This is a genomic window from Nocardioides sp. NPDC047086 (genome assembly GCF_040643685.1).
Lineage (GTDB): Bacteria > Actinomycetota > Actinomycetes > Propionibacteriales > Nocardioidaceae > Nocardioides.
Map to the genome: position 1 here is coordinate 86,890 of NZ_JBEYUV010000003.1, position 17,903 is coordinate 104,792.

A 17,903-nucleotide genomic window follows, 5' to 3' on the forward strand; every position below is an offset into this window, starting at 1 on the left:
GCTGCGGGGGGCGGAGTTGCACCGATGCACGAACCCCGGAGGATTCGACGTTGTCCACACGCGCTCGTCTCAGCGCGACGCTCGCCGGTGCCACCTTGGCCGGCGGACTGCTTCTCGGTACCCCTGCCCACGCGAGCGACCAGGCCCCGGAGCCGGCCTCCGGCGCGGCCGTCGGCTCCGTGATCGACCCGGAGAGACTGGAGTCGAACGTCGCGGACCCGACCCGCGGCGTACCGCCGTCCTATGTCTTCGCCGGCGTCGGCGCACTGCTGATGGGGGCGGGGGCCGCCATGGCCGTACGTCGCAAACGAGCTGAGGCTGTGGCACGCTCGGCCGAGTGAGCAGAGGTCAACCCAGCCTGAGGACCTTCCTCGGCGAGATCTTCGTCGTCGTCCTCGTGGTCGCGGTCGGCGTGCTCGGCTATGCCGCCTACGACTACTACACCAAGATCGACGACGCGCAGAAGGCCAACGCGACCCCGCCGGCGACGACCTCCTCGATCCCGGCCGAGGCCCTGGCCGCGGTGCCGAAGAAGAAGGGCAAGGTACGCGGCGTCTCCATCCCCGCGCTCAACGTGCACGCCGACGTGGTGCCGCTGGCGATGGAGGACGGCACGCTGACGCCCCCGGCCGACGCCGCGCTGATGGGCTGGTGGAAGGCCGGCGCGAAGCCGGGGTCGGACAAGGGCTCCGTGCTGATCGTCGGCCACACCCTGCACAACGGGGGCGGTGTCCTCGACCGGCTCGGCGAGGTGAACGAGGGCGACGAGATCGTCGTGCGGACCAAGAGCGAGGAGTTCAGCTACACCGTCCGGTCGGTCCGCGACCTCTCCAAGGAGCAGGTCGCCAAGCGCAGCGGCAGGCTCTTCGACACCGACGGCGAGACGAAGCTGGTCGTGGTCACCTGCGACGACTGGGACGGCACCTCGTTCCAGGGCAACACCGTGGTCGTCGCGGTCCCGGAGGGCTGAGGTAAACCCCCGGCGGTGTGAACGCGTCGTAACCTCCGGCCCCCACGCCTCGTTGTGCTCTGAGTCACATCATCTACGAACAGAGGCCCCCACATGCTCCGCACCCGTAGTTCCGTACGCCGCGCCGCAGCGATCGCCGCCGGCACTCTGGCCGCCGCCCTCGCACCGGCCCTGATCGCGTCCCCGGCCCACGCCTGGGCGCCGGCCGACACGGCCACCATCACCCCGGGCGTACAGATGTACACGGACGGCGCCCAGTGCACCGCCAACTTCGTCTTCGCCGACTCGGCCTCGAACGTCTACGTCGGCTACGCCGCCCACTGCGCGGGTCTCGGCGAGGCCACCGACACCAACGGCTGCGCCGCCGACTCGCTCCCGCTGGGCACCGAGGTGACCTTCAACGAGGGCGGTTCGCTGCTGAGCGACGGCACCGTCCTGGGCAAGGGGAAGCTGGCGTACTCGTCCTGGCTGACCATGAAGAAGCAGGGCACCACGGATGAGAACATCTGTGCCTACAACGACCTCGCCCTGGTCAAGGTGAACGCCGCCGACGTCGGCAAGGTCAACCCGAGCGTGCCGATCTGGGGTGGTCCGACGGGCATCGACACCGACGGCACCGCGGCCGGTGACAAGGTCTACTCCTACGGCAACTCCTCGGTGCGCGCCGACGTCGACCTGCTCTCGCCGAAGATCGGCCTCTCGCTCGGGGACGACGTCAACGGCACCCGCTGGTCGCACCCGCTCTACAACCTCACCCCCGGGATCCCCGGTGACTCCGGCTCCGGCTTCCTGAACGCCGACGGCAAGGCGGTCGGGACGCTGTCGACCCTGGGCCTGCTCCCGCTCGCGGGCTCCAACAACATCGGTGACATGGACCTCGAGCTGAACTACGCCCAGGCGCACTCGGGCATCTCCGGCCTGCGTCTTGTCAACGGCACGGAGCCGTTCAGCCCCATCCTGTGAGACATGCCTTAGCCTGCCGGACATGAGTGATCGGGAGGCGTACGTCGAGGCCGTTCTGCGGCTTGTCGAGCAGATCCCTCGCGGGAAGGTCACGACGTACGGCGCGATCGCGGACGCCCTCTTCGACGAGTTCGGGGGCGGGCCGCGGCAGGTCGGCTCGGTGATGGCGCGCGAGGGCGCGGGGATGCCGTGGTGGCGGGTGGTGCGGGCCGATGGCTCGCTCCCCGCCTCCCACGGGGAGGAGGCACGCCAGGCCTATCTCGAGGAGGGCACCCGGCGCCGCGTCTCGGGTGCTGTGGATCTGCGCGAAGCGATGTGGCTGCCGCCTACGATGATCCCGTGATGTATCGCGTCCTCCACGCCGTCGTGCCACCCCTCCTCCGCGCGGTCTGGCGCCCCACGGTGACCGGGGGCGAGAACGTGCCCCGCAGCGGCGGGGTGATCCTGGCCAGCAACCACCTCAGCTTCGCCGACTCGATCGTGATCCCGTCGGTCTCTCCCCGGCCGGTGCACTTCCTGGCCAAGTCCGACTACTTCACCGGCACCGGCCTCAAGGGCGCTGCCCAGCGGGCGTGGTTCGAGGGCATGGGGATGCTGCCGGTGGACCGCGACGACCCGCAGGCCGCGCTCGGCTCGCTGGAGGTTGCCCTGAAGGTCCTCGGCAAGGGCGAGGCGTTCGGGATCTACCCCGAGGGCACCCGTTCGCGCGACGGTCGGCTCTACCGCGGACGCACCGGGGTGGCGCACCTGGCGCTGACCGCCGGCGTACCGGTGGTGCCGGTGGGCCTGCGGGGGACCGCGGAGCTTCAGCCGGTCGGGTCGAGCCTGCCGCGCCTGGCGAAGGTCACCGTCGAGTTCGGGCAGCCGATCCAGGTGGCCGGGCGCTTCGACGGCGTACCTCTCGGGAAGGCCCGCCGTGCACTCACCGACGAGGTCATGGAGGCGATCGCCGCGCTGAGCGGCCAGGACCTGGCCGGCGTCTACAACGAGCGACCCGCCGACGTCTGATTGCCTGTTGCGCCGGGGCGCGAAGGGGCGCACTCTAAAGGGTGGACCCCCTAGCAGCCGAGGTGAGGCAGATGGCCACCACGACCGTGTTGCAGGACGAGCTGCGACGCAAGCACGACGAGCTCGCTGGGCGCCTGGCCCACGCTCGGAGCATCATCGCCAGGCCGGAGCAGACCCGACGGGGCTGCCCACCGATCGACCAGTTCAACGCCGGTACGTCCCGCCACCTGCACGCGGTGGACGAGGCGTTGCTGCCGGCGGTCTCCGCTCACTGCGAGGGCGGGGCCGGTCTGGTCCACGACTACCTGCCCACCGCGCGGCGCCTGGAGGTGCTGCTCTTCCACGTGAAGGCGCACGAGTACGGCTCCACCTGGGAGACCACCCACGGCTGGCCGACGCTGTGGAGCGAGGTCGAGGAGGCGCTCATCGACCAGGAGGAGAGGGAGGACGAGCTGGTCTCGCGCCTCGCCGAGGACGCTTCCGACGACGTGCTCCTGCTGGTCGCCGAACGGATCACGGCGGCCGAGCGCAGGGCACCGTCACGTCCGCACCCCCACCTCCCGCACACCGGTCTGCCCGGAAAGGTCGTACGCCGCGTGGCCCGTCCCGTCGACGCGATCTGGGATGCGGTCGAGGGACGGTCGGTCGGCGGTCCCAAGCCGTTGCCGCACAAGAAGCCGGGCCTGATCTGGCAGTATCTGCTCGGCGACCCGCGCTTCCCCGAGGAACCTGCCGACTCCGCCGACGCGACCCGGCACAATGAGCCGGGTGACCGCTGACTCCATCACCTCCGCCCTCGACCTCGCGCCGCACCCCGAAGGCGGCGCGTTCCGACAGACCTGGGCTGCTGACGAGACCGTCACCCTGCCCGACGGACGGGTGCGTCCGACCGCGACCCTGATCTACTTCCGGCTCCTGGCTGGAGAGTCGTCCGCGTGGCACCGGGTGAAGTCCGACGAGATCTGGCTGGCGCACACCGGTGTCGTGACTCTGCAGCTCGGCGGTTCCGGCTCGGCTCCGGTCGAGGGCGAGACTGTGCTCGTGGGGGTGGACGTCGCCGCCGGCCAGGTGCCGCAGGCGGTCGTGCAGGCGGGGGCGTGGCAGCGTACGGTCCCCTCGGCCGAGGACGCGCTCGTCTCCTGTGTGGTCTCGCCCGGGTTCGACTTCGACGACTTCGAGCTCGTTTCGGACTCGGGTGCTGCGGAGTAGGGACGTGGAGTACGCCTTCGAAGGGGCCGTGATCGAGTGGCGCGGGCCGGCGCCGTTCTACTACGTGCCCATGCCCGTCGAGGACGCCGAGGACCTCAAGGAGGACGCCCGAGGCCTGGAGTACTGCGGCCAGGTCGCCGTCACCGCCACCATCGGCGAGACCACCTTCACCACCGCGCTCTTCCCCAAGGGCCGCACCTATCTGCTGCCCTTGAAGGTCGTGGTGCGGAAGGCGGAGGGGATCGACCTCGACGATGTGGTGGCGGTGAGGATGAGGCTGGGGCACGATGCCTGAAGAGACGCCTGAGAACTGTCGGCGCCGTCTGATTGGCTAGTCCCGTGAGTGTCGCCTACCGCCTTGCCCAGCCGCCTGGTGCAGCCGCAGTGCCGGTCCTCGACGAGCACCAGCGGTCGGTCGTGGAGCATCCGGGCGGACCGCTGCTGGTGCTGGCCGGGCCGGGGACCGGCAAGACGACCACGCTGGTGGAAGCGGTGGTCGATCGGATCGAGAACCGCGGCGTACGTCCTGACCAGCTGCTGGCGCTGACCTTCTCCCGCAAGGCCGCCGAGCAGCTGCGTGACCGGGTGACGGCGCGGCTGGGCCGGACGCTGTCCGGGGCGGTCTCCTCGACCTTCCACTCCTTCGCCTACGGGCTGGTGCGCCGCTACGCGCCGGCCGACCTCTACGCCGCCCCGCTGACTCTGCTCTCCGCGCCGGAGGCCGACGTGGTGCTGCAGGAGCTGTTGGCCGATCACCCGGAGTCGGTGAGGTGGCCGGAGCGGTTCCGGATGGCGATCGGCACCCGCGGGTTCGCGCGTGAGGTGCAGACCGTGATCGCGCGGGCGCGCGAGCGCGGGCTCGACCCCGACCAGCTGGTGGCGCTCGGCCGCGAGGAGGGCATCGAGGAGTTCGTCGCGGCCGGGTGGTTCCTGGAGCAGTATCTCGACGTGCTCGGCGCCCAGTCGGCCATCGACTACCCCGACCTGATCATGCGGGGGGTGATCGAGGCCGAGCGACATGCGACCGAGCTGCGGGCCGAGTTCGCGTGCGTGTTCGTGGACGAGTACCAGGACACCGACCCGAGCCAGGTCGCGCTGCTGCAGGCGCTGGCCGGCGACGGTCGCGACCTGATCGTGGTCGGTGACCCCGACCAGTCGATCTACGGGTTCCGGGGCGCGGACGTCAACGGGATCCTCGACTTCCCCTCGCAGTTCCTGACCCGGGAGCGCCGGCACGCGCCGGTGGTGGCCCTGGGGACGACCCGGCGGTTCGGGTCGCGGCTGCTGCGGGCCTCGCGCTCGATCGCTGCCGGGATCTCTGTGCGCGGCTCGATCCCTTCTGCTGCCTATGACACCTTCCGCAACCCGCATCCGCTGGCATCCGACCCGGGGCGCGCCGAGGTGCTCACCTTCGACACCGACCGTGCCGAGACCGAGCACATCGCCGACCTGCTCCGTCGCGCGCATCTCGAGGACGGCATCGACTGGTCCGACATGGCCGTCCTGGTGCGATCGGGCCGCACCTCGATCCCGCAGCTGCGCCGCTCGCTCACCGCCGCCGGTGTGCCGGTCGAGGTCGCCGCCGACGAGACGCCGTTGGTCCGTGAACCCGCCGCCGCGGTCCTCCTCGACGCGCTGGGAGTCGTCGTCGATGCCGACGTCGAGTCCGAGCTCGATGAGCGCTACGTACGCCCCGAGCGCTGCGAGGAGCTGCTGACCGGGCCTCTCGGCGGCCTCGACGCCACCGACGTCCGCGCGCTCACCCGCACTCTGCGGGCTCGCTTTCCGGACGTCGCCGCCCATGATCTCGTACGTCGCGCGGTGCTCGATCCCTCGCTGCTGGCCGCCCCTCCCGCTGGTCGAGCCGCGAGGCCGCCTGCGGCCGAGCGTGTCGAGACCAACACGGTCGACTCGAGCGCGACGGGGGAGGGTGTTGGTCTCGACACGGTCTCGTTCGCACCTCACGATTCCGGCTCGACCAGCGGGGGCGGGGGTGGCGAGGAGCGGGTGCTGGGGCGCGTACGCCGGCTAGCGGCGCTGCTCGCCAACGCCCGTGGCGTCCTGAAAGAGGGTGCCGGGGCCGAGCAGGTGCTGTGGACGCTGTGGGACGGCGCCGAGTGGGGGCGGCGGCTGCGGGCGCAGGTCGAGTCGGGTGGCCCCGCGGCGCGGCTGGCCCACCGCGACCTCGATGCGGTGGTGGCGCTGTTCGACACCGCCGCCAAGATCGAGGGCCGCCAGGAGTTCACCTCGGTGGAGACCTTTCTGGCCACCCTCCGTGCCCAGGAGATCCCGGCCGACACCCTGGCCGACAAGGGCGTACGCGGCTCGGCGGTGCGGCTGCTGACCGCCCACCGCTCCAAGGGGCTGGAGTGGGGTCTTGTGGTCGTCGCCCATGTCCAGGAGGGGGCCTGGCCCGACCTGCGCCGACGTGACTCGCTCCTCGGCCCCGACCGGATCGCCCCGGCGCTGCCGGACGGCCGTCACGGCGGGCTGCTGCCGCCGCTGACCCGCTCGGCGATGCTCGCCGAGGAGCGTCGGCTCTTCTACGTCGCCGCCACCCGAGCCCGGTCCCGGCTGGTCGTGACCGCGGTGAAGTCGCCCGACGACGACGGTGACCAGCCGTCGCGGTTCATCAACGAGCTCGGCCTGCGCGAGGACCAGATCCGTCACCGCGTCGGCCGCCCGACGCGCCCGCTGTCCCTGGCCGGTCTGGTCGCCGAGCTGCGCCGCACCGCCGCGGACCCGAACCAGCCCGAGGCGCTGCGCGAGGCCGCCGCGCGGCGGCTGCAGAAGCTGGCCGCCACCGAGGTACGCGGCAAGCGGATCGCGCTCGCTGCGGACCCGTCGACCTGGTGGGGGCTGCGGGCCCCGACGTACGCCTCGGCCGCGGTGCGCCCCGAGGACCGTCCGATCACGCTGAGCGCGTCGGCGCTCGAGGCGATCCTGACCTGCCCCGCGCAGTGGTTCCTGGCCCGCGAGGCGGGCGGTGCGGTCACCGACTCCTCGAGCCAGGGATTCGGCAAGGTGGTGCACGCGATCGCCGAGCAGCTCGCCCGGGGCGACCTCGACGCCGCCACCGTCGAGGACCTGATGCCGTTCGTGGACGAGGTCTGGGGCCGCCTCGAGTTCCGTACGCCCTGGTCCGCCGCCCGCGAGCGGGAGGCGGTCCGCGACGTGCTGGCCCGGTTCCTGACCTGGCATCGGCGCCCCGGCGCGCGGACCGTGATCGGGTTCGAGGAGCAGCTGACCGCGAAGGTCTCCCTGCCCAGCGGGGAGACGGTGCGGCTGAACGGGTATGCCGACCGGCTGGAGCTCGACGAGAGCGGCCGGATCGTCGTCGTCGACCTGAAGACCGGGAAATATCCTCCCACCGCGCAGGAGGTCAAGGAGCACGGCCAGCTCGGCCTCTACCAGCTGGCCGTCGAGCACGGCGCGGCCGCGTCGCTGGCGCCGGGTGCGACCTCCGGGGGAGCAGAGCTGATCCAGCTGCGCCACCCCGCGGGTTCGGGGAGCGAGCTGCCGAAGGTGCAGGTGCAGGCACCCGAGCCGCCCGAGATCATCACCCAGCTGGAGAAGGCGGTGGCGACGGTCCGGGCCGAGGACTTCGTGGCCAGACCCGGCAAGCAGTGCGACCGGTGTCAGTTCGTCGCGCTCTGCCCGGCGCAGACCTCGGGGTCGGTGCTGTCATGAACACCGGAACGAGCGCAGCGATGAAGGTCGAGACCCCGGAAGAGCTCGCCAAGCTGATGGGCCACGACTGGCTCTACAGTGAGGAGCAGTTCCGCGCGATCACGGCTCCGTTGGAGCCGGCCGTCGTGATCGCCGGCGCCGGGTCCGGCAAGACCGCGGTCATGGCCGCCCGGGTCGTCTGGCTGGTCGCCACCGGCCGGGTGCTCCCCGGGGAGGTGCTCGGTCTGACCTTCACCACGAAAGCGACCGCCGAGCTGGCCACCCGGATCCGGGAGTCCCTGCAGAAGGCGGGGCTGTGGCCCGAACGGCGCGAGGGCCCGCCCCGGCCGGGCGAGGAGGATGACGAGCCCACCGAGCCGACGGTGGCGACCTACCACTCCTACGCCTCCGGGCTGCTCTCCGAGCACGGGCTGCGGATCGGTCACGAGCCCGACACCAGGCTGATCGCCGACGCGACCCGCTACCAGCTCGCGGCTCGGGCCGTGGCCCGGCACCCCCACCCGGTGGAGAAGCTGACCGACTACCCGAAGCTGGCCGTCCAGCAGCTGCTCGCGCTCGACTCCGAGCTCTCCGAGCACCTCGTCGACCCCGCCACGCTGAGGGCCTACGACCGCAACGAGCGGTCGCTGTTCGCGCTGGAGGTGGCTGATCTCAAGGCCCAGCTGGCCGACGGGAAACGGGTCAAGACCAAGCTGACCAAGGTCGAGAAGGCGATCGACGCGATCGACAAGCGCTACGAGCTGCTCGACCTGGTCGACGGCTACCGGCGGCTCAAGGACCGGCTCGGGCTGATGGACTTCTCCGACCAGATCGCCCTCGCCGCCCGGCTGGCGGTGGAGACGCCCGAGGTCGGTGAGATCGAGCGCGGGAAGTTCAAGGTCGTGCTGCTCGACGAGTATCAGGACACGTCGGTGGCCCAGGCCCAGATGCTCGCCCGCCTCTTCGGCGACGGACACCCGGTCACCGCCGTCGGCGACCCCAACCAGGCGATCTACGGCTGGCGTGGCGCCTCGGTGAGCAACATCCTCGAGTTCGGCCGCGATTTCCCGACGAAGGATGGACGGCGTCCGGCCTACTCCCTGACCGTCAACCGCCGTTCCGACGCGCGGATCCTCGACACCGCCAACCACCTGGCCGCCCAGCTCTACGAGGGCCGCGAGAAGGAGCGGCTGGTCGCCGCCGAGGGCGCACGGGATGGCGAGGTGCGCGTGCATGTCCACGAGACGTACGACGATGAGCTGATCTGGCTCGCCGACAAGGTGATCGAGGCCCACGAGGCGGTCGGGGAGTGGAAGGAGATCGGCGTCCTGACCAGGGATAACTCGCAGGCGGCGGCGGTCTTCGACGCGCTCACCGCTCGCGAGATCCCGGTCGAGATCGTCGGCCTGAAGGGACTGCTCCGGCTGCCCGAGGTCGCCGAGGTGGTGGCCACCATGGAGCTGCTGCACGACGTCACCGCCAACGCCGCGCTGCTCACCCTGCTCGCCGGGCCGCGCTGGGCGATCGGGCCGCGTGACCTGGCCATTCTCGGCCGTAGGTCACGTGACCTGGCCGGCGTCGTCGGCGGTGCGGAGGAGTTCGCCGACATCGAACGGCAGCTGGAGGCGGCGGTCGAGGGCACCGACCCCACCGAGATCCCCTCGCTCAACGACGCCCTCGAGGATCCCGGCGACGCCGACTACGACTACTCCCCGCAGGCCAGGGAGCGCTTCAAGATGCTCGCCGAGGAGCTCCGCGGGCTGCGCCGAGCGGTCAACGAGCCGCTCCTCGATCTGGTCCGCCGGATCATCGACGTCACCGGCATCGACGTCGAGCTGGCCGCCTCGGTCTCCCCGGCGGCCTCCGCCAGGCGCGACAACCTCGACCTCTTCGTCCAGGCGGTCGCCGACTTCGAGGGTCTTGACGGCCAGGTCACCCTCGCCGCGCTGCTGGCCTATCTGGAGGCGGAGGACGAATACGGCCAGGGGCTCGACGTCGCCACGCCGTCGGAGGCCGACTCGGTCAAGCTGCTCACCGTCCACCGCGCCAAAGGGCTGGAGTGGGACGTCGTCTTCCTGGTCGGCGTCACCCACAAGAAGTTCCCCACCGGTCAGACACGCTCGTCGTGGCTGACCGTCCCCTCGGTCATGCCCGCCGCGCTCCGTGGTGACCGCGACGACCTGCCGCAGCTCCAGGGCCACGACGCCGACTCGATCGACGAGCTCCTCGCCGAACGCAAGGAGCACGAGCGCGTCGAGGAGCTCCGGCTGGCGTATGTCGCCTGGACCCGGGCCCGCCACATCCAGTTCGTCTCGTGCTGGCGCTGGTCCCCCTCGCTGAAGGAGGGGCGAGGGCCGTCGCTCTACGTCGAGAAGACCCGCGAGTCGCTGCTCCAGTGGGGGGCCAAGCCCGACCGCTGGGCGGACGTTGTCGTCAAGGGCGAGGAGGAGAGTCCGTACGCCGCGCAGGAGGTCGACCTGCCCTGGCCGATCAACCACCACACCCCCGAGGTGGAGCGCCGCCTGGAGGCGGCCAGGCTCGTACGGGAGGTGACCCCGGGCCCCGACGATCTCGACGACCTCACCCTGCTCGAGACGGTGAACCAGTGGGACGAGGAGATCGAGCGGCTGCTCACCGAGGCGGAGCGCGAGCGCGCTCCGGAGGTGGTCGTGCCGCTGCCGTCATCGCTGTCGGCCACCGCCATGTCCAAGCTGCGCGACGACCCGCTCGGCTTCGCCGCCGACCTGGTCCGCCCGATGCCCCGCAAGCCGTCCTCCCAAGCCCGCTTCGGCACCCGGTTCCATGCCTGGGTCGAGGCCCGATTCGGCCAGCAGGACCTCTTCGACCCCGACGACCTGCCCGGTCGCGCCGACCACGGCATCGAGGACGAGTCCGGTCTCGAGGAGGTCATCAGCGCCTTCGAGAACGGTCCCTTCGCCGACCGGCCGCCGTTCCGGGTCGAGGCGGCCTTCGCGATCGTGCTGGCAGGTCAGGTCGTTCGGGGACGGATCGACGCGGTCTACCAGGAGCCGGACGGGAGCTTCCTGATCGTCGACTGGAAGACCAACCAGAGCCAGAATGCCGACCCGCTCCAGCTCGCGCTCTACCGGGTCGGGTGGGCTGAGCTGATGGGGGTGCCGTTGTCTCGGGTTCGGGCGGCGTTCTACTACGTGCGGTCTGGGAGGCTGGTCGAGCCTTCTTCGCTTCCTGGGCGGGGGGAGTTGGAGGATCTTTTGGGTGGCGGTGCTGGCTAGCGCCGTCTTTTCGGTGCGCTTCGGTTGCTCTTGTTTGCGGTTGGTGTTTGCCGCCGACCCTTGCTTGGAGGGTGTTCTCGGCGGCGTCCGGAGTAAAGGACGGCCTGCGGCCGCCGGCTTCGCCGGCCGCTTCGCGGTCCTTGACACCGGCCGTCGCCGAGAAAAGATTTGGCTGGCTATCGGGCCGGCGGCAGGGGTTTGGCGCGGCGATGTGGGGTGGGCGCGGGCTTGGGGTCTGAGGGTGAACGAATTTTCGTTCCCCGTGGGGCGTCCACCTCCCGAGGAGCGATCACCGCGGGCCACACTGGGGCCGCCGCCCCTGGTAGCCAGCCAGATCTTTCTCGACATGGTCCGGTGTCAAGGATCGCCGAAGGCGACCGGCGAAGCCGGCGGCCGCAGGCCGTCCTTTACTCCGGGGCAGGTCGAGAAACACTAGAGGACAGGGTCGGCGGCCCTGACCAGCCACGAACAACAGTGTCGGCCGGCGGCCATCACGCCGAGTTACTTCACCGTCCGAGCAACCTCCGGCAACTCCCCAGACTCCCGCAACGAGTCGAGCAGATCCCCAGGAAGGATCCAGACGGTCGCAAGAGGGAACGGCCGCTCGCGCAGCATCACCGCACCGGTAACAAAGGACGGTTCACCGTTCGGGCACGAGAAGACGATGTCGTCGCCCCACTCCCACTGCCGCTTGACGATGGTCGGAAGCATCCACCACATCAGCCAGTTGCGCTCGGCGTTCTTCGAAGCCGGTCGGCGGGGGCAGTGCTCGTCGTAGGCGACGACCGCGTCGGGGTGCTCGGCGAGGATCGTGCGGAGCTCGCCTACGACCGGGGTGGCGTGGTCGAAGTGGTCGTGGAACTTGTCGGAGGCCACGTCGGCGGTGGCCGAGGCGGCCGTGCCCACGACGAGGACGAGGGCGGTGATGACCACTGAGCGCACCCGGTCGCCCAGTTGCGAGCCCAGCTTCGGGCTCAGCCGCGAGAGGGCTGCGAGAAGCGTCCAGATCGCCAGCGGCACCAGGGCGCACACGGTCGCGATCAGCCAGAAGCGGTTGTCGTTGGTGAATGACGGGATCGGTCCCGGCTGCGGGAACTGTCCGTCCGGTAGGGCCCACCACCACGGGATCGCGCCCGGGATGTGCGCCGGGGTGGTGTAGGCCCAGGTGGGTGCGTCGGGGGCGACGACGAGGATGGTCACCAGCGAGATCCCGGCGACGATCACCCAGGTCCAGACGAGGACCGCCCGGGAGCGTACGGCCTGGATCGCCGCGCACACGCCGGCCAGCACGAGGACCGCGAAGACCGGGTCGATGTAGCGACCGTAGATCCAGTAGTCGAAGCGCCGCCACTCCATGGTGAACAGCGAGTACTCGTTGCCCCAGTTGAGGCAGCTCAGGACGTACATCGACCCGGCCGCGATCAGCACGAACCCGGCCGGCCCCACCTGACGTGAGCGGAGCTCCTTCCAGAACACGGCGGTCACCACGACCAGACCGACGACCACGAGGCCGAAGCTGCCGACCATCTGCGTCCAGGCCTCACCGGCGAAGGTGTCGACCCAGAACCGCGGGTTGGCCTGGGAGACCTTCTCGAAGAAGCCCTGTGCCTGGATGAACTTCCACGGCACCAGCTGCGCATGGAACCAGAGCGCTGCCTTGTTGGCGGCGACGGCGAGCACACCGGTGGCGACCAGCCCGACGACGGCGATACGTGCAACCTGCCACTTGCGTACCAGGAGGCTGTGCACGATGAAGCAGATCAGCCACAGCGCGACCGCGGCGACGAAGACCTGCATCCGGGCGTGCGAGAAGAGCGCGAGCCCGGTGAGCAGGCTGAGCAGGAGTACGCCGCGGTAGGTCGGCCGCTCCCAGAGCCGGAACGCGGCCAGGGTCGCCAGGACGACGAGGAGCGTGACCAGCCGCTCGGACAGGATGTAGTCGGCCTGGATCGCGCGGGGCGGCAGGGCCATCACGATGGCGCCGGCGACCACGCCCTGCGCCGGGGTGACCCCGCTGAGCCGCACCGCGACCCGGGCCAGCGGCCAGATCGTGAGCATGCTGATCACCAGACCGACGACGATCGCACCCTGGTAGAACGTGAAGACATCCGAGGTGACCAGCCACAACGGTGCCAGCAGCACGCCCCAGCCGGGGTAGTAGCCGGGGGTGTTCAGCTGCGGCGAGTCGAGTCCGAGGACCGTCCGTCCGTGGATGACGGTGCCGATCTCGTCGTACATGAACGAGAGGCTGGAGCCCCACGCGATGTAGACGTTGATCGCGAGAGCGACCACGACGGAGACGACAGCGGCGATGCGCCAGAACCGATCCACGCGGCGGAACATATACCCACCTCATAGGCTCTGACGGGTGGACTCCCCGAAGCTGCCCATCCATCTGCGAATCACTCAGGATCCCCACGACCGTTCCGGCCATCTGCGCGCGGACGACAGCTGGGTCGAGAAGGCCTGGTCGGAGGAGACGACGAAGGTCCTCGTGGTCGCCGGCAACAGGGTCGAGCCGTCAGGCGAGGCCGGCGTGAGGTGGCGTACGCCCGCGGAATCGCCGGACGGGATCCGGCTGCTCCTCGGCGACACCCCTGAGGGGGCGAGATTCGCGGTGCTCACCGGACGGGAGGAGGCCGGCGAGTCATGGCGTGACCTGCGCGGGCTCTTCCCCGCGATGCTCACCGACACGACCGAGGCGAGCTTCCTGATGCACGCGATCGGCCTGGCCGAGTGGCACCGGGCGACCCGGTTCTGCTCCCGGTGCGGCGGCAGGCTCGAACCGCGCGCGGCCGGTCACGAGCTGGCCTGCGCGGAGGGACACCTGACCTTCCCGCGCACCGACCCCGCGGTGATCATGCTGGTGACGACGGGGGAGCCAGGGACCGACGAGGAGCGTTGCCTGCTCGGCAACCACACCCGCTGGCCCGCGCCCAACTTCTCCACCCTCGCCGGCTTCGTGGAGCCGGGGGAGTCGCTCGAGGACGCGGTCCGTCGTGAGGTGGCGGAGGAGGTCGGCGTACGCGTCGGGCAGGTCGACTACTTCGGCAACCAGCCCTGGCCGCTGCCGGCCAGCCTGATGCTCGGCTTCTTCGCGCGCGCGGCGTCGACCGGGATCACCGTCGACGAGGACGAGATCCGCGAGGCGCGCTGGTTCACCCGCGCGGAGCTCGCCGCGGTCGCCGAGAGCGGTGACGTCAAGCTGCCCAGCGGTATCTCGATCAGCCGCTCGCTGATCGAGGAGTGGTACGGCGCGGAGCTGCCCGGCTCGTGGTGACCGGCGTCAGACCAGCTCGGCGAGCTTGGCCTTGACCTGAGCGATCGACGGGTTGGTCATCGCGGTGCCGTCGGAGTAGACGAGGGTCGGGACGGTCTGGTTGCCGCCGTTGACCTGCTCGACGATCTGAGCGGCCTCGGGGATCTGCTCGATGTCGACCTCGTCGAAGGTGATGTCTTCACGGCCGAGCTGCCCCTTGAGTCGCTGGCAGTATCCACACCAGGGTGTGGTGTACATCGTGAAGCTGCTCATCGGGGCTCTCCTCATCAGAACTGTCGGTGCGAGCCAATAGTGTTGGCCTGCAAGGCACAACGTTCCCACCCCGAGGAGTTCTTCCCGCTCATGACCCCCGAGTCCCTCCTCGCCGCCCTCGACCCCGAGCAACGCCGGGTGGCGGAGGCACTGCGGGGTCCGGTCCGGGTGCTGGCGGGTGCGGGGACCGGCAAGACCCGGGCGATCACCCATCGGATCGCCTACGGCGTCGCCACCGGGGTCTACGCGCCCCAGGAGGTCCTCGCGGTCACCTTCACCACCCGGGCAGCGGGGGAGATGCGGCAGCGGCTGCGCGCGATGGGCGCCGGCGCGGTCCAGGCGCGCACCTTCCACTCCGCCGCGCTGCGCCAGCTGCGGTTCTTCTGGCCGAAGGTCTACGGCACCGAGCTGCCCAACCTGACCGAGTCGAAGATCCCGCTCATCCGCGCGGCCGCGCAGCGCCAGCGGATCAACGTCGACCAGGCCCAGGCGCGCGACCTGGCCTCGGAGATCGAGTGGTCGAAGGTGTCCAACGTCCACCCCGACGACTACCCGAAGTCGGCCGAGGCGCGGGGCCGTGAGGTCGGCGGGCTGACGCCGTCGATGGTGGGACACATCTATGCGGCCTATGAGGACGTCAAGCGCACCCAGGCGCGCATGGACATGGAGGACGTGCTGCTCCTGACCGCCGGCCTCCTGGAGCACGACGAGCGCGTCGCGGCGCAGGTCAGGCGGCAGTACAAGTGGTTCACCGTCGACGAGTTCCAGGATGTGTCGCCGCTGCAGTCGGCGCTGCTCGACCTGTGGCTGGGCGGACGCAGCGAACTCTGCGTCGTCGGCGACCCGGCGCAGACCATCTACACCTTCGCCGGCGCGGACGCCGCCTACCTGCGTGACTTCCCGAAGAAGCACCCCGAAGCCACTTCGGTCGAGCTGGTCCGCAACTACCGCTCCTCGCCGCAGATCGTGAAGGCCGCCAACAAGATCCTGGAAGGTACGCCGAGCGCCGGTGTCCAGCTGCAGGCGCAGCGCGACTCCGGGCCGGCCGTCGAGCACGTCGAGCAGCCCGACGAGGTCGCCGAGGCCGAGGGTGTCGCCGCCGAGATCCTGCGCCTGCACCAGTCCGGCAAGCCCTACCACGAGATGGCGATCCTGTTCCGGATCAACGCCCAGTCGGAGGCCTACGAGGACGCGCTCACCGCGCGCCGGATCCCCTACGTCCTGCGCGGCGCAGCCAGGTTCTTCGACCGGCCCGAGGTCCGCGAGGCGGTGACCCGGATCCGCGGTGCGGCGCGAGGCGGCCAGGGTGCCGTGATCGGTGATGAGCTGCTGGAGTCGGTGCACGGGATCCTGGCCGGGATGGGCTGGACCTCCGAGCCGCCCGAAGGCCGGGGGCAGACCCGCGACCGCTGGGAGTCGTGGCAGGCGCTGATCGACCAGGCGCGCACCTTCTCCGCGGCCGGCGGCGACCTGGCGGGGCTCGTCGCCGAGCTCGACCGCCGTGCGGCCGAGCAGCACGCGCCGGTGCCGTCGGGCGTGACCCTGGCGACCTTCCACGCCGCCAAGGGACTGGAGTGGGACTCGGTGTTCCTGGTCGGCCTCCAGGACGGCACGATGCCGTTCATCCTCCGCGGGGAGGAGCCGACCCCGGCCGAGATCGAGGAGGAGCGACGGCTGCTCTACGTCGGCCTCACCCGGGCGCGGGTGGACCTGACCCTGTCCTGGGCGCTGGCCCGCCAGCCGGGCCAGGCCGCGCGGCGCAGGCCGTCGCGGTTCCTCGACCCGCTGCGGCCGGCTCGGTCCGCGGCGCCGACGCGGCGCCCCGGCTCCGGGAAGGCGCGGATGTGCAAGGCGTGCGGCGGGCCGCTCGGCTCGGCGGCCGAGAAGCGGATGGGCCGTCACGAAGGCTGCGACGCGCCGTACGACGAGGAGCTCTACGGCCGGCTGAAGCAGTGGCGCAAGGACACCGCCGAGGCCATCCGCAAGCCCGCGTTCGTGGTCTTCACCGACGCGACGCTGGAGCAGATCGCCGAGCAGAAGCCGGGGACTCTCCAGGATCTGCAGCGCATCGCCGGCATCGGCCGCAGCAAGGTCGAGACGTACGGATCGGAAGTCCTTCAGGTGATCACCGCGGAGGCGTGAAAGTCCTTCACGGAAATTCCTCGAAATCAACGGGTTTAATCGTTTGCGGCCGACCTGCCCGGCCGGTTACTGTTCCTTCATCAAGTAAAACCGCGCGTCGCTGAGGCGCGCCCGACAGCCCCGAAGGAGGTGGCCCTGATGAAGATCTCCACGATCAAGACGCCGATCAATGGCATCGCCATGTCCGCGTGCGGCCACCCCGAGCTGTCCACCCCGGCTGCTGGTGCCTTTACGGGCGCCGGTTACGGCATGCGCGTCGAGGGACTCGTGTCCCCGCAGGCGGATGCCATCAAGGTCAAGTCCCACGGGATTCGAGCCTGGAGCTGTCCGACTACGTAGAACCACGTAGTCACAGCAGCCTCCAGGCCGCGGAACCCGAAACCCGGGATCCGCGGCCTTTCTGTTTCTCAAAACCCGCGATCAGTCACAAAGGAGGTGTACATATGACCAGCATTCTCGAGCCCGAGGTCACTCTCGGCGTTCTCCATGACCGCGCCAACCGCTACGACGAGGACCAGCTGCCCTGCCGGGTCAACAACCCGGAGCTGTGGTTCGCCGAGTCTCCCGCCGACGTCGAGTTCGCCAAGACGCTCTGCGCGACCTGCCCCGTGCAGCCGCTCTGCCTCGCCAGCGCCCTCGACCGGCGTGAGCCCTGGGGCGTCTGGGGCGGCCAGCTGCTCCTGCAGGGGAAGGTGATCCCCCGCAAGCGGCCCCGTGGCAGGCCCCGCAAGGACGCCGCCTGAGCAACCGAACACCAGCAACACCAGCAGCCGTTTCAACGACGAAAGGCAACAGCCATGAACACGATTGTGATGACCACGGGCGCCGGAGCCCGCTGACCAGCAGGAGAACTACCAGACATGAACACCAACCGAGTACGGAGCACTCAGATGAACTTGCTTTACGAAGACCTGGCGCGCGCGCAAATGGCCGCGCGCCTGGGAGAGGCGCGTGAACTGCGGCGAGGCCATGCCCTCGTCAAGGCCGCTCGCCTGGGCCGCAAGGCCGAGCGAGCCGCCGTCCAGGCGAAGCTGGCTCTTGCCCGCGCGCTGTAAGTCCCCCATGGGACCCCAAGCCTCACCCCTCTGATCGCGGGTGTGGAAGATGACCGGCCAGTCCGAGAAACCCTCGGACTGGCCGGTCCTGTGTTCGGAGC

17 protein-coding genes are annotated in these 17,903 nt (G+C 70.3%); 15 read left to right on the plus strand and 2 right to left on the minus strand.

Annotated elements, in window-relative coordinates; genetic code table 11:
* Nucleotides 1–50 precede the first annotated feature (50 nt).
* From ABZ796_RS03630 to ABZ796_RS03675, 10 genes are all read left to right on the plus strand, one after another.
* Complete coding sequence (locus ABZ796_RS03630; RefSeq protein WP_357334713.1) at nucleotides 51–341, plus strand: hypothetical protein; 291 nt, start codon at nucleotides 51–53, stop codon at nucleotides 339–341.
* Nucleotides 338–970, plus strand: coding sequence for a class F sortase (locus ABZ796_RS03635; RefSeq protein ID WP_357334714.1), 633 nt, complete (start codon nucleotides 338–340; stop codon nucleotides 968–970). The genes ABZ796_RS03630 and ABZ796_RS03635 overlap by 4 nt, the downstream gene beginning before the upstream one ends.
* A gap of 93 nt (nucleotides 971–1,063) precedes the next feature.
* Nucleotides 1,064–1,933, plus strand: a complete 870-nt coding sequence (locus ABZ796_RS03640; RefSeq protein WP_357334716.1) for a hypothetical protein — start codon at nucleotides 1,064–1,066, stop codon at nucleotides 1,931–1,933.
* 22 nt (nucleotides 1,934–1,955) lie between these two features.
* The gene (locus ABZ796_RS03645) at nucleotides 1,956–2,276 is read left to right on the plus strand and encodes an MGMT family protein (protein ID WP_357334717.1); all 321 of its coding nucleotides are present in this window, start codon (nucleotides 1,956–1,958) and stop codon (nucleotides 2,274–2,276) included.
* The gene (locus tag ABZ796_RS03650; protein ID WP_357334892.1) at nucleotides 2,276–2,941 is read left to right on the plus strand and encodes a lysophospholipid acyltransferase family protein; all 666 of its coding nucleotides are present in this window, start codon (nucleotides 2,276–2,278) and stop codon (nucleotides 2,939–2,941) included. The genes ABZ796_RS03645 and ABZ796_RS03650 overlap by 1 nt, the downstream gene beginning before the upstream one ends.
* 71 nt (nucleotides 2,942–3,012) lie before the next feature.
* Nucleotides 3,013–3,720 carry a hypothetical protein gene (locus ABZ796_RS03655; RefSeq protein WP_357334718.1) on the plus strand — a complete coding sequence of 236 codons (708 nt, stop codon included), beginning with the start codon at nucleotides 3,013–3,015 and terminating at the stop codon, nucleotides 3,718–3,720.
* A complete protein-coding gene (locus ABZ796_RS03660) occupies nucleotides 3,701–4,150 on the plus strand; it encodes a cupin domain-containing protein (RefSeq protein ID WP_357334719.1) in 450 nt (149 codons plus the stop codon). Before ABZ796_RS03655 ends, ABZ796_RS03660 begins: the two co-directional genes overlap by 20 nt.
* Before the next feature lie 4 nt (nucleotides 4,151–4,154).
* Entirely contained in the window at nucleotides 4,155–4,445 is a 291-nt protein-coding gene (locus ABZ796_RS03665; RefSeq protein WP_357334721.1) for a DUF1905 domain-containing protein, read from the plus strand.
* Between the two features lie 44 nt (nucleotides 4,446–4,489).
* Nucleotides 4,490–7,840 (plus strand): ATP-dependent DNA helicase, encoded by a 3,351-nt coding sequence (locus ABZ796_RS03670; RefSeq protein ID WP_357334722.1) that lies wholly within the window; start codon nucleotides 4,490–4,492, stop codon nucleotides 7,838–7,840.
* Nucleotides 7,837–11,073 (plus strand): ATP-dependent DNA helicase, encoded by a 3,237-nt coding sequence (locus ABZ796_RS03675; RefSeq protein WP_357334724.1) that lies wholly within the window; start codon nucleotides 7,837–7,839, stop codon nucleotides 11,071–11,073. The genes ABZ796_RS03670 and ABZ796_RS03675 overlap by 4 nt, the downstream gene beginning before the upstream one ends.
* Before the next feature lie 501 nt (nucleotides 11,074–11,574).
* Here ABZ796_RS03675 and ABZ796_RS03680 read toward each other — a convergent pair.
* A complete protein-coding gene (locus tag ABZ796_RS03680) occupies nucleotides 11,575–13,404 on the minus strand; it encodes a hypothetical protein (protein ID WP_357334726.1) in 1,830 nt (609 codons plus the stop codon).
* Between the two features lie 37 nt (nucleotides 13,405–13,441).
* Here ABZ796_RS03680 and nudC point away from each other — a divergent pair, with 37 nt between their 5' ends.
* Nucleotides 13,442–14,353, plus strand: coding sequence for an NAD(+) diphosphatase (gene nudC / locus ABZ796_RS03685; protein WP_357334728.1), 912 nt, complete (start codon nucleotides 13,442–13,444; stop codon nucleotides 14,351–14,353).
* Nucleotides 14,354–14,359: 6 nt separating this feature from the next.
* Here the strand turns inward: nudC and ABZ796_RS03690 are convergent, their stop codons facing one another.
* Nucleotides 14,360–14,605: a mycoredoxin gene (locus ABZ796_RS03690; protein ID WP_357334729.1), complete on the minus strand. Its 246-nt coding sequence runs from the start codon at nucleotides 14,603–14,605 to the stop codon at nucleotides 14,360–14,362.
* A 90-nt stretch (nucleotides 14,606–14,695) separates the two neighbouring features.
* On the opposite strand from ABZ796_RS03690, the gene ABZ796_RS03695 reads away from it, so the two are divergent.
* The 4 genes from ABZ796_RS03695 (at nucleotide 14,696) to ABZ796_RS03710 (ending at nucleotide 17,802) form a co-directional block, all read left to right on the plus strand.
* Nucleotides 14,696–16,747: an ATP-dependent DNA helicase UvrD2 gene (locus ABZ796_RS03695; protein ID WP_357334731.1), complete on the plus strand. Its 2,052-nt coding sequence runs from the start codon at nucleotides 14,696–14,698 to the stop codon at nucleotides 16,745–16,747.
* 138 nt (nucleotides 16,748–16,885) lie between these two features.
* Nucleotides 16,886–17,086, plus strand: coding sequence for a hypothetical protein (locus ABZ796_RS03700; protein ID WP_357334732.1), 201 nt, complete (start codon nucleotides 16,886–16,888; stop codon nucleotides 17,084–17,086).
* A 104-nt stretch (nucleotides 17,087–17,190) separates the two neighbouring features.
* Complete coding sequence (locus ABZ796_RS03705) at nucleotides 17,191–17,490, plus strand: WhiB family transcriptional regulator (RefSeq protein WP_355021597.1); 300 nt, start codon at nucleotides 17,191–17,193, stop codon at nucleotides 17,488–17,490.
* Between the two features lie 117 nt (nucleotides 17,491–17,607).
* On the plus strand, nucleotides 17,608–17,802 hold the full coding sequence (locus ABZ796_RS03710; protein ID WP_008364201.1) for a hypothetical protein: 195 nt from the start codon (nucleotides 17,608–17,610) through the stop codon (nucleotides 17,800–17,802).
* Nucleotides 17,803–17,903: the final 101 nt, after the last annotated feature.

Bases quoted from the DNA above. Each gene is read 5' to 3' on its own strand.
- ABZ796_RS03640 (WP_357334716.1), top strand. From the start codon at position 1,064: ATGCTCCGCACCCGTAGTTCCGTACGCCGCGCCGCAGCGATCGCCGCC.
- ABZ796_RS03645 (WP_357334717.1), top strand. From the start codon at position 1,956: ATGAGTGATCGGGAGGCGTACGTCGAGGCCGTTCTGCGGCTTGTCGAG.
- ABZ796_RS03650 (WP_357334892.1), top strand. From the start codon at position 2,276: ATGTATCGCGTCCTCCACGCCGTCGTGCCACCCCTCCTCCGCGCGGTC.
- ABZ796_RS03655 (WP_357334718.1), top strand. From the start codon at position 3,013: ATGGCCACCACGACCGTGTTGCAGGACGAGCTGCGACGCAAGCACGAC.
- ABZ796_RS03660 (WP_357334719.1), top strand. From the start codon at position 3,701: ATGAGCCGGGTGACCGCTGACTCCATCACCTCCGCCCTCGACCTCGCG.
- ABZ796_RS03675 (WP_357334724.1), top strand. From the start codon at position 7,837: ATGAACACCGGAACGAGCGCAGCGATGAAGGTCGAGACCCCGGAAGAG.
- ABZ796_RS03690 (WP_357334729.1), bottom strand. From the start codon at position 14,605: ATGAGCAGCTTCACGATGTACACCACACCCTGGTGTGGATACTGCCAG.
- ABZ796_RS03695 (WP_357334731.1), top strand. From the start codon at position 14,696: ATGACCCCCGAGTCCCTCCTCGCCGCCCTCGACCCCGAGCAACGCCGG.
- ABZ796_RS03700 (WP_357334732.1), top strand. From the start codon at position 16,886: ATGAAGATCTCCACGATCAAGACGCCGATCAATGGCATCGCCATGTCC.
- ABZ796_RS03705 (WP_355021597.1), top strand. From the start codon at position 17,191: ATGACCAGCATTCTCGAGCCCGAGGTCACTCTCGGCGTTCTCCATGAC.
- ABZ796_RS03710 (WP_008364201.1), top strand. From the start codon at position 17,608: ATGAACACCAACCGAGTACGGAGCACTCAGATGAACTTGCTTTACGAA.